The organism is Campylobacter concisus (assembly GCF_015230015.1).
Lineage (GTDB): Bacteria > Campylobacterota > Campylobacteria > Campylobacterales > Campylobacteraceae > Campylobacter_A > Campylobacter_A concisus_AF.
In genome coordinates, this window is the sequence record NZ_JAAKZC010000009.1 from 1 (window position 1) to 16,097 (window position 16,097).

The 16,097-nt window shown below is 37.2% G+C and carries 15 protein-coding genes and 2 tRNA genes; 8 read left to right on the forward strand and 9 right to left on the reverse strand.

From position 1 onward, the window contains the following. The 4 genes from G6W42_RS05990 to G6W42_RS06005 all read left to right on the forward strand — a co-directional run. Nucleotides 1-887 (forward strand): zonular occludens toxin domain-containing protein (locus G6W42_RS05990; RefSeq protein WP_194173316.1); only part of this gene is annotated, 887 nt, incomplete at its 5' end. After that, entirely contained in the window at nt 838-1,980 is a 1,143-nt protein-coding gene (locus G6W42_RS05995) for a type II secretion system protein GspD (protein WP_194173317.1), read from the forward strand. The genes G6W42_RS05990 and G6W42_RS05995, both read left to right, overlap by 50 nt. 156 nt (nt 1,981-2,136) lie before the next feature. Then, a complete protein-coding gene (locus G6W42_RS06000; RefSeq protein WP_194173318.1) occupies nt 2,137-3,552 on the forward strand; it encodes a rolling circle replication-associated protein in 1,416 nt (471 codons plus the stop codon). Nucleotides 3,553-3,554: 2 nt separating this feature from the next. Beyond that, nucleotides 3,555-4,427 (forward strand): tyrosine-type recombinase/integrase, encoded by an 873-nt coding sequence (locus G6W42_RS06005; RefSeq protein ID WP_194173319.1) that lies wholly within the window; start codon nt 3,555-3,557, stop codon nt 4,425-4,427. 47 nt (nt 4,428-4,474) lie between these two features. Here the strand turns inward: G6W42_RS06005 and G6W42_RS06010 are convergent. The 5 genes from G6W42_RS06010 to rpmB all read right to left on the reverse strand — a co-directional run bounded on the left by G6W42_RS06010 (nt 4,475) and on the right by rpmB (nt 6,471). Next, nucleotides 4,475-4,549 (reverse strand) — tRNA-Met (locus G6W42_RS06010). Between the two features lie 27 nt (nt 4,550-4,576). Then, nucleotides 4,577-4,651 (reverse strand) — tRNA-Gln (locus tag G6W42_RS06015). A 135-nt stretch (nt 4,652-4,786) separates the two neighbouring features. Then, nucleotides 4,787-4,993: a DUF465 domain-containing protein gene (locus G6W42_RS06020; protein WP_103613945.1), complete on the reverse strand. Its 207-nt coding sequence runs from the start codon at nt 4,991-4,993 to the stop codon at nt 4,787-4,789. A gap of 133 nt (nt 4,994-5,126) precedes the next feature. Then, nucleotides 5,127-6,257, reverse strand: coding sequence for a potassium channel family protein (locus tag G6W42_RS06025; RefSeq protein ID WP_194173320.1), 1,131 nt, complete (start codon nt 6,255-6,257; stop codon nt 5,127-5,129). A gap of 22 nt (nt 6,258-6,279) precedes the next feature. Then, the gene (gene rpmB, locus G6W42_RS06030) at nt 6,280-6,471 is read right to left on the reverse strand and encodes a 50S ribosomal protein L28 (RefSeq protein ID WP_002942221.1); all 192 of its coding nucleotides are present in this window, start codon (nt 6,469-6,471) and stop codon (nt 6,280-6,282) included. A 151-nt stretch (nt 6,472-6,622) separates the two neighbouring features. Between rpmB and G6W42_RS06035 the strand changes: the two genes are divergently transcribed. From G6W42_RS06035 to G6W42_RS06050, 4 genes are read left to right on the forward strand one after another with little or no spacing between them, the layout of a single operon-like run. Further along, on the forward strand, nt 6,623-7,369 hold the full coding sequence (locus tag G6W42_RS06035; RefSeq protein WP_194173321.1) for a hypothetical protein: 747 nt from the start codon (nt 6,623-6,625) through the stop codon (nt 7,367-7,369). Beyond that, nucleotides 7,366-8,739, forward strand: a complete 1,374-nt coding sequence (locus G6W42_RS06040; protein WP_194173322.1) for a hypothetical protein — start codon at nt 7,366-7,368, stop codon at nt 8,737-8,739. The genes G6W42_RS06035 and G6W42_RS06040 overlap by 4 nt, the downstream gene beginning before the upstream one ends. Nucleotides 8,740-8,748: 9 nt before the next feature. Next, nucleotides 8,749-9,396 (forward strand): ribulose-phosphate 3-epimerase, encoded by a 648-nt coding sequence (rpe, locus tag G6W42_RS06045; protein ID WP_194173323.1) that lies wholly within the window; start codon nt 8,749-8,751, stop codon nt 9,394-9,396. Further along, nucleotides 9,393-10,196: a 3'-5' exonuclease gene (locus tag G6W42_RS06050; RefSeq protein ID WP_194173324.1), complete on the forward strand. Its 804-nt coding sequence runs from the start codon at nt 9,393-9,395 to the stop codon at nt 10,194-10,196. Before rpe ends, G6W42_RS06050 begins: the two co-directional genes overlap by 4 nt. Nucleotides 10,197-10,630: 434 nt before the next feature. On the opposite strand, the gene G6W42_RS06055 is transcribed toward G6W42_RS06050, so the two are convergent. From G6W42_RS06055 to G6W42_RS06070, 4 genes are all read right to left on the reverse strand, one after another. After that, a complete protein-coding gene (locus G6W42_RS06055; RefSeq protein WP_346010466.1) occupies nt 10,631-12,748 on the reverse strand; it encodes an RNA degradosome polyphosphate kinase in 2,118 nt (705 codons plus the stop codon). Between the two features lie 163 nt (nt 12,749-12,911). Continuing rightward, a complete protein-coding gene (locus G6W42_RS06060; RefSeq protein WP_087583198.1) occupies nt 12,912-13,496 on the reverse strand; it encodes an NUDIX domain-containing protein in 585 nt (194 codons plus the stop codon). After that, nucleotides 13,481-14,848, reverse strand: a complete 1,368-nt coding sequence (gene mgtE, locus G6W42_RS06065; RefSeq protein WP_149704066.1) for a magnesium transporter — start codon at nt 14,846-14,848, stop codon at nt 13,481-13,483. The genes G6W42_RS06060 and mgtE overlap by 16 nt, the downstream gene beginning before the upstream one ends. 9 nt (nt 14,849-14,857) lie before the next feature. Next, complete coding sequence (locus tag G6W42_RS06070; protein ID WP_021088210.1) at nt 14,858-16,027, reverse strand: peptidoglycan DD-metalloendopeptidase family protein; 1,170 nt, start codon at nt 16,025-16,027, stop codon at nt 14,858-14,860. Between the last annotated feature and the right edge of the window lie 70 nt (nt 16,028-16,097).

Sequence of the window (16,097 nt, forward strand, 5' to 3'; positions counted from 1 at the left end):
CTCTTTATAAGACTGGTGCTACCGATAACGAAGTAAATGAAAAAGCCAAAGAGTTAAATTTATATGGTTGTGTATTCGTCCTTGATGAGTGCCACAACTTTTTTAAAGACAAAAAAGACGAAATTTTAGTTTGGTGGCTTACATATCATCGCCATTTATATCAAGATATTTATTTAATCACACAAGATTTAACGCTCGTAAATAATGAATACAAACGCATAGCCGAGAAATTTTATAGGGCTGTTGATAGCTCACGTAGGTTATTTTCAAAGAAATTTCGTTATGAAGTATATGCCAGCTTTAGGCTATATAAAAAAGATCAACTCGAGATTATTAATATTCCATTTCTTGAAGAAGTGTTTAATTTATATCATTCTGGCCAAAGCTCAAATAAAAAATCATTTGTTCGCTTCTATTTTCTTTTAGCTGTATTAGTTTTCATTTTTCTTTTACTTTATTTTTATTTTATTGTTATGTCAATGTTCGAAGTTGAAAAGCCTGTTGATGAAAATATCCCAACCGATGATAAAATTCACGTTCCAGCTTCTCAAACTCAATCCAGCTCTAGCCTATTTTATGACAACAAAAAGCCCAAAGATAATAATATTGAATTACCTGAAATTTACGTATATAACATTTCTTGCTTAAACAACAACTGCCATTTTGACGATGATTATCGCTTATATCCATTTTCATTAATCACTTACATATCTTCAACCCACAAGCCATTATATTTTTATTTCGAGCCAAAAACTAATGAGCTTGTTAAATACTATTACGTATTTGACAAGCCAGTTTTTGCAAATTTAATCCAAAAAAATAACAAAGGTGTTTCCGATGAAAAGTTTAATCAAATTCCTAATTCTTCCTTGTCTGCTATTAAATAGCCTTTTTTCTGCTGAAATTTATACTGATTTGCTAGATTTCGCACGTTTAACCAGCAAAGCTAATAATATAGCTATCGTAACCGATGAAAGCATACATCAAGGCGAATATTATTTTATATTTGAAGATGAAGTTAAGATCACTATTGCGATGTTTAGAAAAATGCTTGAAGCTAAAAATTTATACCTATATAAGAAAGATAACTTTTACTATGTAAGTTCTCAAAAATTGCCTGATTACGATCTTAGGCGTATTGATTTAAAAAATTATGTTGTAGATGATGTTAATAAAATTCTTAGCCAGTTTGATTTAAATGCTACCTATGCGGTTGCTTCAAATTCTGTTTTCTTTAGAGCCGATGATTATATTTTCGATCAAGTTAAAGACGCTATTGCTAAGGTAGATAAAAGCTTAGAGCAAGTAACATTTAAGCTTACAATTACCGAAACAAATTTAAAAGATATAAAAGATTTAGGCACAAATTTAAGTAGCTTGCTTAAGCCACTTAACCACGGCGATTTAGCCTATTACATAAATTTGATTACTTCCCCTTACATTACTAATTCAAACGTCATTAAAAACGATGATAGCGCATTTTTTGGCATACTAAATTTTCTTGATACAAACGGCATTACAAAAATTATATCTTCGCCAGTCTTGACGGCAAAAAATCATACTGAAGTTTATTTTAGTTCCGTTCAGAATATCCCTTATCTTGTTTCAAAAACTGATATATCAAACGTTAATTATCAAAAAACCGATAGCTATGAATATAAAGACATTGGTTTAAAGATAAATTTAAAACCTATTATTCTATCCGATCACATTGATTTTGACTTGCATCTAATCCTTGAAGATATTCTCTCTCAAAGTTCATCTTTAACGCCCATTGTTTCAAAGAAAGAGCTTAAAAGCTCATATTCTTTAAAGCGTGGCGACGTTCTTGTTCTTAGCGGCATCAACAAAAAAACTACTGCTAAGCAACGTAACGGCGTCCCTATCCTTAAAGATATTTGGCTTTTAAAGTATCTTTTTTCAGTAGAGCAAGACAGCGAAATAAACTCTGTTCTAACGCTCACAATTCAGATTATTTAATGTTTTAAGGGGTGTAGGGGATATCCCCTACAAAAGGCGAGTAGTAAGCTTTTTAGTTCGTCCAGCCTTTTCGAGCCGTGCAACAAACGAGCCAGCTGGACTATATAAGCCCCCCTTCGCCTAAGTGTGTTTTGGCGTAGCCAAAAAAGGCTGCCTTTGGGCGGACGTAGTCCGCCACAAAGCAGCCCTTGTCAAATTAATAAAAAACTTTCACCTTTAAGGAAAGCGACTATGCGAGCAGGGAATTTATATGGTGTTTCTCCCTATGATGTTGAGCTTTGTCAATCGAAGCTTGATAGTCAAAGGGAATATATGCGCTCTTTTTCTTTTGTCAATAGTTTAGGGCAGGTTAGAAATTTGCTTGATATTTCAATGTCAGCAAACTTTAGCCCTAAATATTACGCTGAAGTTTCTAATCGTGTTAATGTCTTTAGTTCATTTGCGATTGATAATTTTCAAGTGCCAGTATTTTTAACTATTACGTTAAATGGCTGTTTTAGGGGTGCTTTAAATGGTGATTACTCTAAATTTAAGCCTATTGATTATAAATATTTGCCTAGTGAAGTTAAATATAAGGCTAAAAATTTAGCCCCTTTGACTATCTCTGATTTGGTGGCCGTATTGAATTACCAATGGGTTTTGTTTCTTAAGCGTTATCATAAAGCATTTAAAAAAATAGATAGAAGTTATATAAGATGCTTTGAGCCACACAAAAAGGACGGCGTGCCACATGTTCACGCTTTATTTTATGTTCCAGCTTATACGTTGAATTTTATGAAAAGAATTTATATGAATATCTTTTATGCTCCGCAAAATTTAAAAACAAATGCCATTACAAGCGAGCAAGAGAAAAACGGCGAGCTTAACGGCTTTCAAACTTCAATAAATAATCCTAGTGGCTACGTTATGAAGTATATTCAAAAAACTTTCATAAATTTAAAAGAAACTCAGGATTTTGATGAGCTTTCTGCTTGGTATGTAAAGCATAAAGTAAGGCGATTTCTAAGCTCACGCACTAAAGTGCCTTTATGGGTTTATAGAAAGATAAATTTTATTAGTTCAATGCAGGATTTTTATCATTTAAACGATTTAACAAACGATCATAGAGTATTGATAGAGTGGAATAAAAAAGATGATTACATATATATAAATTTACCTTTTTACAAAGAAGAGATCATTTATTTAAATGGTAGGTTGGAGCATTATATAAGCGGTAGGCTAATGAATTTTTACGATAGGCTCATGGTCAATAACAGAGTTGATAAAGATGCAAGCGATGAAATAAAGAATTTTGGTAATACTCTAAAACAAAAGCAGGTTTTGAAAATTTGCGACGAGCTATTTAAAACCGAAAAAAGGGTTAGGCCAGTAAGTAAAATGCGAGATTATGAGCTAGTAAATTACTATCAAAGCTTGGGCGGTGATGTAAATGCCCAGCATTTAGCCTATGTTGAAAATATAATGCTCGATAGGGAGCTAGATAATTTCACACACTATCATAAAAAGCACGATCTTAATGCTCCTGATATTGATAGCTTTGTAGATAGATTTTTGATTTGTAATGAGTTTTAAAAATGTCTTTAAATGATCTTTTTGATAATTACATTAGCTATTACGAGCTTATCTTAAGTCCATCAACGCTAAGAAATGATATTGCTACCTACAACAAGCATTTTAAAAACTCTCTTGGCTTAAGAGATATAAAAGAGATAAATTTCATAGATATTCAAAAGTTTTGCAACGATCTAATAAAGCAAGAATACAAGATAAAGACAATTAAAAATATTGTTGCTAAACTTAAAGTTATCTTTAAATTAGGTATTAAGCTGGAGCTTATAAGTAAAAATCCTTGCGATTTTATAGAGCTTCCAAAATTTGACAATAAAAGATACTTTGATTATCCTATAGCTATTCAAAAACGCTTTATAAAAGCTATTTGTGAAAACACTGATGATAATTCTGATATATTCTTTTTCTTACTTCACGGCAGGCGTAAAAATGAAGTATTAAGCCTTAAATTTAGTGATATAAACTTTAAAACTAGAACATATACTATCCCCTTTAAGATCAATAAGGCTAAAAGAGATATGATATATAAGATGAGCGATGAGCTATATATTAGACTTTATAAAAGGTATATAGTAGCTAAAGAGCAAAAACGTCTAAATGATTATGTCTTTATTAATCCGATGACTGATGATAAATTTAAAGATTTACGTAAAAGTTGGGCTTCACTTCTTAAAAGAAATAATCTACCAAAGATAAGATTACACGATATAAGGCATTTAATAGGCACTTACTCAATTAATTATCTTAAAATTCCTATCGAGCAAGTATCTTTTACTTTGGGGCATACAAATATAATTACAACTCAAAAATACATAACTGCAAACATCAAAAAAACTCAAGAAACTATCGAAAATTTACTAAAATCAATTTCAGATTAAATTAAGCATTTTAAAAAGTGGCTCGTAGTGCCGATAAAATCGGTATTTGGTTGCGGAGGACGGATTTGAACCGCCGACCTTCGGGTTATGAGCCCGACGAGCTACCACTGCTCTACTCCGCGATAAGAGTTATTTGGGATTTTTAAAGGTGGATGGGGTAAGAGGATTCGAACCTCTGAATGACTGGACCAAAACCAGTTGCCTTACCGCTTGGCGATACCCCAATGTTTTTAAGAGTTGTAATTATATAGACTTTAATGCCATTTGTCAAGGTTTTTTGCAAAAAAAATTATTTTTATTGAAAATAAAATTTTCCAAACCAAAATTCAAAAGCAAAAAATGGTTTGGAAATGGTTTGTTTATTTTTGCTCTTTGTATTTTAAAACTTGAGCGTAAATTTCATCTTTTAGTTTTAATTTTTCTTTTTTCAAGGTATCAAGCTCAGAGGCTTGTGCAGCTTTGCTGTCTATTTTTTCATTTAGCTCGTCATGCTTTTTGCAAAGTGCGGCAAAATGAACATCTACTTTTTTCAACTCATTTATGAGATCAGTGTATTCGTGTAACATACGTAGCTCCTGTAAAAAATTTATAAATTCTAACAAGGCTTTGTAAATGTTTGGCTATCTAAATTTAGATCTATAAAAGCTTCTAGCATATAGTGGTTGAGTCAAATTTATATCACAAAATCAAATGCAAAAACTAAACGTATTTTAGTTCTTCTGGCTTGTGTTTGCTCTTTACTAGGCGTTTGGTTAGACGTATGCCATCAACTGTGCCGATGACTAAAAGCTTTGTGCCAGTGCCGATTAGAGTATCGCCATTTGGCATAGGGATAAATTTGTTATTTATGTCTCTAATGCCTACCACGTCAGCATTTGTGATATTTCTTAGGTGTGTCTCTTTTAGCCTTTTAAACCTGATCCAAGAGTAATCAGGCACAAGAATTTCTTCTATGTCGATAGGCGAGCTTTTTGTGTATAGAAATTGCTCGAGTAAATTTTCCATATCAGGTCTTACGCTCATGGCGCTTAGACGCTGTGCTACTAGGCGAGATGGGCTTACTACGTTATCAGCACCAAGTTTTTTTAGCCTTTGTGTGTCATCTTCGCTATCTGAGTTTGTGATGATGTGGTAAGGTTTTTTGCGGCCTATCTCTTTTTCATAAAGTCTAACAGATGCGATAAGCGCGATATTATCAGCGATGTTTGGACTAAGAGTGATTAGTCCTTTTGCGCTTGAAAGATGCGTTTTTAAAAAGGCGATTTGAGTGTGAGGCTGAGCTTTTATGAAGTATGGATACTTGTAAATTTGAGCTATTTCTGCGATATCTTCTCTGTCGTCGACCACTACAAATGGTATGTGATTTTCACGAAACTGAGCGCTAAGCTCGATCGTGTAGAGGTTGTGATAACAAATAACGAAGTGATTTTTTAGTCTTGCGATCTTGTAAAGCATGCGCCTTTCCTTTAAAATGTTAATTAACGTGCCTCTTTTTAGAACTTCTACAACGATACCGATTGATAGCGTAAAAATAATGAAGCCAACAAGGATAAATGTTATAGTAAAAATTCGCCCCTTTGGAGTTATAGGCGCAACTTCGGTAAAACCGACCGTCGTGAAGGTCATACCTGCTTGGTAAAAGGCATCTATGAGAGAGAAGTTATCTATAAAGATATAACCCAGTGTTCCAAAAAGTAACAGTAGTACGACTGAAATTAGTGGAAATCTAAAAGGTTTTAGTTGTTCGTAAAGCTCAGTATCTAGGCTTATTTCTGGTTTTGCGGAGTTTGACCAGTTGAGGAATTTTAAAAGTCTTGAGAGAAAAGACATAAATTCCTCTTCATTTTATCTCTTAGTTTGACTGTTTTTTCATAGTTCTTAGAGTAGAAGCAGCAACTTTTATTCTTCTTGTTGTGCCATCTTCTAGAGTAACACGGATAGTTCTAAGATTTGGTAAAAATCTTCTTTTAGTTTTATTGTTGGCGTGGCTCACGTTGTTGCCTACCATTGGTCCTTTGCCAGTTATCGCACATCTTTTTGACATTTTTTTTCCTTATAAACAAAAATTTCTGCTGATTTTATCTAAACAAAACCAAAGTATTGCTTAAAATGAACATTTATATTTATAAGTTTTGTTGATTTTTTATTTAATTAAGGCTAAAATAGCCCCAAAATAAAAAATCAGTAAAACAAAAATGATAACTAAAAATCAAATAGATGAAATTTCAAATTTTATCCATACAATACCCGATATTTTTTATGAGTGCCAAAAGCACTTGGATGAGGGCGACATCACTGCTGCTATGGAGCTTTTTAGTGGCAGTGAGACTTTTAAAGCGTACTTTGCAACTATTGTAAATTTAGGCGATTTTGGAGTTCAAAACCACACTAGAGATATCTATGCGATGGCTTATTCGCTAGGCATAGACAATCTAAAAATGATAATTTGTTCTTATTTTGTTTTTATCAAATCTCCAAAAAGATATAAAAATTTTGGTGTAAATTTATACTCGATGATGGAGTTTAATGCCAAATTTCTATCTGACTGGAGCAAACTTCTAAACTACCTTGGACTAAAAAATCAAAAAAATTTATTTCTAGCTGCCTACGCGCTCATTCTTCTTATATTTTGCGAGCTGATCTTTTTAAAGTATCCGCACTCGCTTAAACATATCGTTGGTTTTTCTGATATGAGCTTTGATAGGATCTTGCAGCGAAGGTTTGATATTTCGCTATTTGGAGTGCTTTTAAAGCTTGCAGGATGGGAGAGCGATAGGCTCACTAGAGAAGAGGTTTTGGTTTTAAAATACTTTAAAATTTTGCTCTCTTATGAGGCTAGCATTGCTAAATTTTTTGACTTTGGCATTGATAGGATCACCGATGTTAGCGTCCATGCTTCGGCTGATATGGTTGTAAATTTAAAAAAGGCTCTTAGAAAATGAAAGTAACTTTTGAGGGCTCTTTGGCCATTGTTAGACCATTTGGATTTTTGGAGGTTAATATCACCCCTTCAAGTATCAAAAAGGCCGATGTGGAGCAAATTTACGCAAGGCAGATAAGTGCTATTTTGCTTTCATTAAAAAATGTCACCTTTTTTAGCCCGCTTTGGCTAAATAGCACGTGCGAGCATCTCTCTGGCATAGCTAAGCAGATAGGCGCTGAGTTTGCAGTTTGTGACTATGACGATACTTTTTACGAGCTTGTGGCAAAGACTTCAAAAAATATTTTGAGATTTCCACTCTTTGAAAATGAAAAAGTTGCGACGCTATTTTTAAACGATACGCTAGTAGATAGTAGTGAAGCCATCGTGATTTATAACAAAAATGAGCAGTATAAAGACTACATCAACTCACTTTTGGAGCAAAAGTGCTACAAGTGTAAATTTGTAAAAAGCGTGGAAGAATTTAATGCCGCCAAGCAAGCTTACAAATACACCATCAGCACCCAAAATCACATCGTTTTAGGCAAAAAAGAGTTTAGCACCTTTGTAAGAGGCGATGTCGTCATTTACAAGACAGTAGGGCTCATAGATAGCTCTTTTGTGCAGAATTTTGACTATAAATTTCACGAAAGATTACAAAAGATAGGCTTTAAATTCTTTGTTTTTTGGTCTGATTCGGTCGGTGCTTTAAATACCATAGGTGCTAGTTTTTTGATAAAGCTATCTGAGCTGAGCCAAAAAAGTGGCGGTATATTGGCGATTTGCGGCTTAAATGAGAGCAACATCTCAGAGACACTTGCTTCAAATTTAAAAGCGGCAAAGATACTTTTATATAAAAAGATGGATGATTTTTTCAAAGATGACTCGACGCTTTATTTTAAAAAGCGCCTTATCGACATTGAGCCTACAAAGATGAATAAAAGCTTAGTTGAGTTTTTGCCACTTGTGATCTCAAGTGTCACAGACGTGCTCTCGCCTTTGATAGAGAGTGAAATTTTATGCCTTGATGCAAAGATTAGCAACTTTAACGTAGAGGGTGAAAATGACTATTTGCGGGCTTGCGTGCTCTTTTATGGCGACGTACAGATGAGAATTTTGCTCGGTGTTAAAAAGGACAAGCTTAGCAAAATTTGCTCTATTTTTTCAGATAATGGCGATCTGGAGTGTGGCTGTTTAAGCGGATTTTCTCAAATTTTTAGTATCATTGCAAGCAAAATTTTAGACATTTTCATCGAGAGAAATTTAAAGGTAAAGCTTAGCAACTTTAAATTTTACGAAAATGAGATGTTTTTTGACAGAGCAAGCAGTGGAATTTTTGCCACATTAAATGCAAAAGAGAGCCAAACTGGCATGATTTTTATAAGTAAATAAGGATTTAAAATGTACATTGCACCTAGTATTTTGTCGGCTGATTTCGGAAATTTGGCAGCTGAGATAAGAGCCATTTGCGAGGCTGGGTGCGATCTGGTGCATGTTGATGTTATGGATGGGCATTTTGTGCCAAATTTAACCATCGGACCAGTTGTGGTAAGTGCCGTTGCAAAGGCTGCTACAAAGCCACTTGACATACACCTAATGGTTGAAAATAACTCATTTTTTGCTGACCTTTTTTTGCCACTAAAGCCAAAATTTCTAACCTTTCACATCGAAGAAGAGAAGCATCCGATGAGGCTCATCGATCACATCAGAAAAAACGGCGTTAGCCCTGGCATCGTGCTAAATCCACACACGCCAGTTAGTGCGATCGAGCATATCATCGATGAAGTCGATATGGTGCTATTAATGAGCGTAAATCCTGGCTTTGGCGGTCAGAAATTTATGCCAGTTGTGCTTGAGAAAACAAGGGCGCTAAGAGAGCTAATAGAGCGCAAAAATGCCAAGTGCCTCATCGAAGTAGATGGCGGCGTAAACGGACTAAATGCGCCTGATCTTGAAGAGGCTGGGGCTGATATCTTGGTGGCTGGCAACTACATCTTCTCATCAAATTCATACGAACAAGCCATTCGCGCCATAAAGCTTGAGTTTTGAAACCAAAAAAACAGCGTTTAGAAAATAGCATTGAAATTTTAGCTAGGCAAAATTTAGGCTATCACGAGTTTATTTTAAGATTTAGCGATATTGAGGAAATTTCATCGCTCATCGACGTGCGTGACCTTGATATGTGGCGAACTCTTGGGCTTGATATCACTAGAAATGAAAGCAACGAGATCGAGCTTGGCACGAGATTTAGAGATATTAGCGAGCAGGAATTTTGCGTCGTGGATATCGAAACGACTGGCGGTACGACAAATGGTCAGATAATAGAAATTGGTGCTATAAAAATGAAAAATGGTGCTGAAATAGGGCGCTTTGAAAGCTTTATAGCAGCTTCTATGGTACCAGAAAATATCACAGAGCTAACTGGTATAAGAGCGAGCGATCTAGTCGGTGCGCCAAATTTGCTAAATGTGCTTGAGCGGTTTAAGATTTTTCTAGGAACTAGCGTTTTTATCGCGCACAACGTAAATTTTGACTACGGATTTATCTCTCATAGTCTAAATGAGATCGGCCTTGGCATACTGCTAAATAGAAAACTTTGTACCATCGATCTTAGCCGCCGCACCATCGCCTCGCAAAAATACGGCCTTGGCTCGCTAAAAGAGCTCCTTGGCATAAATAACACTCACCACAGAGCCCTAAATGACGCCATAGCAGCAGCTGAAATCTTTAAAGTCTGTCTCACACGCCTACCTTTTAGCATCCAAACGACAGAGGATCTCATAAGCTTTAGTAAAAATGCCCCAAGCGTAAAGCTAAAACCAGAGCCAGTTTTGAGGGCTTTGGAGTAGGGCAGTTTTAAATTTAAGCCACTTGGCTGGGAATTTAGAAATTTGATTTAGTTGAGGGCTTTTAAACGAGACTTTATGTCCTTGTGTAGTTTGCAATCATCGTGCTTTCAAAAACGCTGCAGTCTATCGCCCTGCAAGCGCTGATCTTTACAAAATTCCTAAAACAACGTTGCCATTGTAGATAAATTTCTCATGAATGCTAGTTTCTGTATGCACATAGCAAAAGCCGTCGCTACTGATGACACAGTTTGCTAGGCGGTTTTACTTTTGTAGCAAATTTGGAGCTTGTGCTAATGTGAAATTTTACTTTTACTAAAACTGCTGGCTAAATTTGGAGTTAAAGTTAGCTAGAAACTAAATTTAGTCTTTGGATTTATAGTTTATGATTTAAAGTAAAAATGGCTTCTAAACTTAAATTTAAAAGCCATTTGTTTTTAGCTCTCTTTTAAAAGCTTGCTTGCAAGCATATCAGCTTTTGCTTTGTCGGTGTCTTTTTTGACGGATTTATAAATTTTAGAGATGTAGTTTTCTAAAATTTCATGGCAAGAGATCACTTTTTCGCCATCTCGTCTAGCCACTTTTGTGTATTCGCCGTTATTTTGTAGCCCAAAAGCTAGGTCATTATCGCTTAGTTGAAGCTCCAAAATTTCAAGTAGTCTCTCTTGAAGTCTTGGCTCAAAGATAGGCGTCATAAGCTCCAAACGGCGCTCTAAATTTCGTGGCATCCAGTCAGCACTTGAGATGTAAATTTTTGGATCGGCGTGCTTGAAATATAAAATTCTAGCATGCTCTAGGTACTTGCCGATGATCGAGCGAACTCTGATATTTTCGCTTTTACCTTTTACGCCAGGCCTTAGTCCGCACACACCACGAACTATGAGATCGATCTTTACGCCTGCGTTTGAGGCACGGCTAAGCTCGTTTATCACGTCTTCGTCTATTAGGGCGTTCATCTTGGCGATAATCCTGCCCTCACTGCCTTTGCTAGCCTCCACTCTTATCTTTTCGACGATGCGCTCTTTTATCTGAAATGGCGACATGCTAAGGGCGTTTAGACGGCGGTTTTTGTTATATCCTGAAAGGATGTGAAAAAACGAGGTCGTGTCTTGGCTAAATTCCTCTTTGCTCGTAAATAGGCTCACGTCGGTGTAAATTTTAGCCGAGCTGCCGTTGTAGTTGCCAGTGCCAAAGTGCATGTAAAATTTAAGTTTATCACCGATCTGGCGGATCACTTGACTAACTTTTGCATGGACTTTAAAGCCTGTGATGCCATATATCACGTGCGCGCCAGCATCTTCTAGCGCCTTTGCCCAGTGAAGGTTATTTTCTTCATCAAACCTAGCTTTTAGCTCGACCATCACGGTTACTTGCTTGCCGTCACTTGCAGCGTCTATTAGGCTTTGAATGATAGGTGAGTTTTTATCTACCCTGTAAAGCGTCATGCGTATCGAGATCACCTTTGGATCTTTGCTAGCCTCTCTTATAAAGCTAACGACTGGATCAAAGCTCTCAAAAGGATGAACTAACAACACATCCTCTTTATCTATGGCGTCAAAAACTGAGATGCCGTTGCCAAATGGAGGCAGGGTTTTTGGGGCGTAGGGCGGGTTTGCTAGGTGGCTAAAGTTCTTGCTCCCAGCTATCTCCCAAAGAGAGCTAAGTGTGAGCGGGATGCTTGAAAAATAGATATCTTTGTGAAAAATTTTCATGTGAAAATTTAAAAACTCTAAGATATCAGCGTCTGCATCTTTATCTATTTGCATACGCACAAAAGCCCCTTTTCTACGAAGCTTTAGCCCTTGCTCAAGTATCATCATAAAGTCATCCGCCTCTTCTTCTTCGATGACGATATCAGCGTTTCTTGTCACTCTAAAAGCAGCCGAGCTAATAAGCTTATACCCTGGGAAAATTTCTTCTGCGTGGCGGTGCACGATCGTTTCTATTGGCACGAAAACATTGCTACTTGGCTGGGTAAATCTTGGCAAAACTCTTGAAATTCTTATCATGCCATATTTTAAAATTTCAGGATGCTCGATATCAGCAAGCTTAACGGCGAGCGAGAAGCTAAGGTTGTTTAGGTGAGGGAATGGATGGGTTGCATCAACAGCGATAGGCACGATGACTGGCAGGATGTTTGAGAAAAAGTATTCGTCGCATTTTTGCTTTAAACTATCGTCAAGCTCGTCATAGTTTTTGATAAAAAGACCCTCTTTGCTAAGCGCATCGACGGTGTTTTTGTAGTGAGCCTCGACTAAATTTTGCTCATCTTGCAGATACTTTCTGATCTCTCTTAGCTGATCAAGCGGGCTCATGCCGTCGCTGCTACTTGTCGTCACTCCAGCTGCAAAAAGCTGCTTTAGACCGGCCACTCTTATCATATAAAATTCATCAAGATTTGTCATATAAATGGCTATAAATTTTAGCTTTTCAAGTAAAGGTATATCCTTTTCACACTGAGCGAGCACCCTTGAGTTGAAGCGTAGCCAGCTTAATTCGCGGTTGATAAAAAGAGTTTCGTTTTCGCTCATCATTTTCTCCTTATAATTTTTGATTATTTTACGATATGTGCGGTTATAAAGTTCTTATTTTGTTAAAAATTTAGTTACAATAGTGCAAATTTTAAATGTAAAGGTTTCTTATGTCGGATTATATTATTTTAGTTGGCATTTTTATTGTGGCGGTTGTTGTCTTTGCGCTTATCAAAAAGGTCTCTTTTTAGCCTTTAAATTTCTCCCACCACAAGTAGGCAAAGATGAGCCCAAAGCCCTTGACCTTGCTCTCGTCAAAGGCAAATTTCATCATATCTTCTCGTTTTATAAAAACTAGCTCGATATCCTCGCCATCGACGCCACCGCCTGCATTTACCTTCATGCTCTCATCGATCTTTGCGTAAAACATCGTTTGCATGTTGCCGCCAAAGCCAAAAGCGCCATACGTCATCGTGATGCGCTCCATCTCTTTTAGCTCGTATCCGACCTCTTCGACTGCCTCTTCTCTAGCGGTCTGCTCTTCGCTTAGCCCCTTATCCATAAGTCCTGCGCAAAGCTCATAAGTAAAGCCTTGCTCGTTTGTTTTGATGCCTTCTTTTTCTTGCGAGTACCAAACGGCTGGGCGAAACTGCTTGACAAACAAAAATGCATCTTTTTGCTCGTGATATAAAAATATACTGACACTATTCATCACTTTGACGCAGTCCCAGTCCCTTTGCAAGCCATTTTGTTTAAATTTCATCTTAAATGGCTTTAGGTATTTTGACTCACCAAGAGGTAAAATTTCTAAATTTGTTATAGTAGTATCCATTTTGCAAGTCCTAAAAAGCTAAAAAATCCTATCGCGTCTGTAAAAGTTGTAAGAATGACCGCCGAGCCAACGGCAGGGTCTATATTAAAGCGCCTTAGCGTCAAAGGTATGATCGTGCCAAAAAAGCCAGCAAAGAATAAATTTGTAACCATACTAAGGCTAATAACCACGCCAAGCATGCCTTTGTCAAACCAAACAGCGGCGATGACGCCCATGATAGCGCCAAAGATGAGGCCATTTACGAGTGAGATCGTCACCTCTCGCTTTAAAACACTCTTTGCATCTTTAAATTCTATCTCGCCAAGCGCCAAACGACGAACCGTAACGGCAAGTGCTTGCGTGCCAGTGTTGCCACCCATTGAAGCAACTATTGGCATCAAAACGGCAAGTGCAACGTAAGCCGCGATCGTCTCATCAAAAAGTCCGATGATAGATGAGCTAAAAAGTGCTGTTAGTAAATTTACACCAAGCCAAACCGCACGGCCACGACCCGCTTTAAATAGCGTATCGTCCTCTTCTGACTCGTCATCAACGCCAGCTAGGTTATAAATTTGCTCTGTTGCGCTCTCTTGGATGTAGTCGTGGATATCATCATACGTGATACGACCTAGCAGTATGCCAGTGCTACTTGTAACTGCGATAACGTTTAGATCGTACTCTTGAAACATATCAGCGACATCTTGCATGAGATCCATATCGTTTGCCATGTGAGGCTTGTAGTGGTCGATCTGGGTTGATTCGATATTTTGTTTTAGCGTCTTTGTAAAGTCAAATAGAATGAGATCTTCAAGCGGGATAGCGTATTGCAAGACACTATTTTTATCGATGATGAAAAGCTGTGAGACGTTTTCTAGTTTGCCTTCTTGCTTCTCTTGTCTTAGTCTTGCGACTGCGCTGCCAAGCTTCTCTTCAAGATGAGCTGAAAATAGCTCTGTTTGCATGTGCGCACCAGCTCTATCTTCGTCATAGCTTCTAAGTCTTAAAATTTCGTTTTGATTTTCTTTATCTAGCTCGTTAAAAAGCTCTCTAGCCTTGTCCTCATCGATATCCTCGATATATTGAAGTAGGTCTGTCGCATCGTCACTCTCTAGCTCTTCAAGCGCTTCTACGATCTTTTCAGCTGGGAGCGTGTCGATCACGTCTTTTAGCATGTGATCAGGTAGTTCTATCGCCACATCACCCAAAATTTCAGGATCTAGCTTTTCAAGGTACTGAGCAAAAAGCTCTTCATCGTGTTTTTTAAGTGTTTTAAGATGCTGGGCTAGCTCGTAAGCAGAGAGCTCGCCGTCTTCTAAATTTTCATCTAAGTGCTGATCTATCAGCTCTTTTGCTTCTTCTAGTTCTTGGCTCAAGTTTTACCTTTAAAAATCTATTACGTTAGGGAAAAATTCCACCTTATGATACTCTTTGTCGTTGCTTAGAGCTTGTCTTATCAGCTCATCATTTCTATTTATGACTGCTTTAAATTTAGCCGACTCTTTCTTGTCTTCTATATTTTTTACGACCTTTATGGCGCTTTCTGGATTGATCGGCTTGCCACCTAGATAGAGGCCAAAGTGCAAGTGAGGGCCAGTGCTCATACCGCTTGTACCAACGTATGCTATTAGCGTGCCTTGTTTTACTCTAAGACCGCTTCTTATGCCCTTTGCAAAGCCATTTAGGTGGGCATAAAGTGTCTCGTAGCCGCCAGCGTGAGAGATGATGACGGTTCTGCCATAACCGCTCTTTTGACCGACAAATTTGACCGTGCCATCGCCTGCAGCCTTGATCGGTGTGCCTTTTGGAGCACCGTAATCAACTCCAAGGTGCGCTCTATATCTTTGAAGTATCGGATGCCATCTTTTTAGGGTGAAATTTGATGTGATCCTAGCGTTTGCAAGTGGGCGAACGAGCAAAAATTTATCATTTTTCTTGCCATTTTTATCATAAAATTTATCTTCAAATTTATACATCACGTAGCGTTTGTTTTTAGTCTCTATCATAGCTGCGTAAATTTCAGGCGTGCCAAAAGAGCGCCCCATGCGTAGTTTTTGGTTATAAACGATAGCGATCGTATCGCCTTTGTTTATCTTTTTAAAATCGATCCCGCTGCCGCTAAAAACCTCTTTAAAACCAAGCGCTAGCGTGCCAGAGCCAGTGTAGTCAAAGATATCTTCAGAGACCGATTTATCGACTTTTAGGGCTAAAACTTTATCTTCGCTTTGGTATAAGATCGGGATAAACTCAAGCTGAAATTTGCCCTTGTCATCTCTATAAATATGTATCTGAAGCTCGTCACTAACTGGGATGAGAGCTTGTTTAACCTCGCCGTTATCGTCTTTGTAAATTTGATATTTTGTGCCAGCGATGATCTCTTCTGTTAGCTCTTGATCTTCGCTTGCTAGGTTGTAGTAAAGTGAAAGTGGGATTTTATTTGTCTCAAGAAAATTTAAAAAGCTGCTGCCATTTGGCCAACTAAGCTCATCGACAGTTGGTTTTATGGCATATAAATTTATACATAATATTGCAAAAATCACAAATATACGAGGCATCGATATCCTTTTAAAAAGCTGGAGGGGATTTTAACTAAAACTTGCTTTAATTTTGCAAAAGATAAAGCAT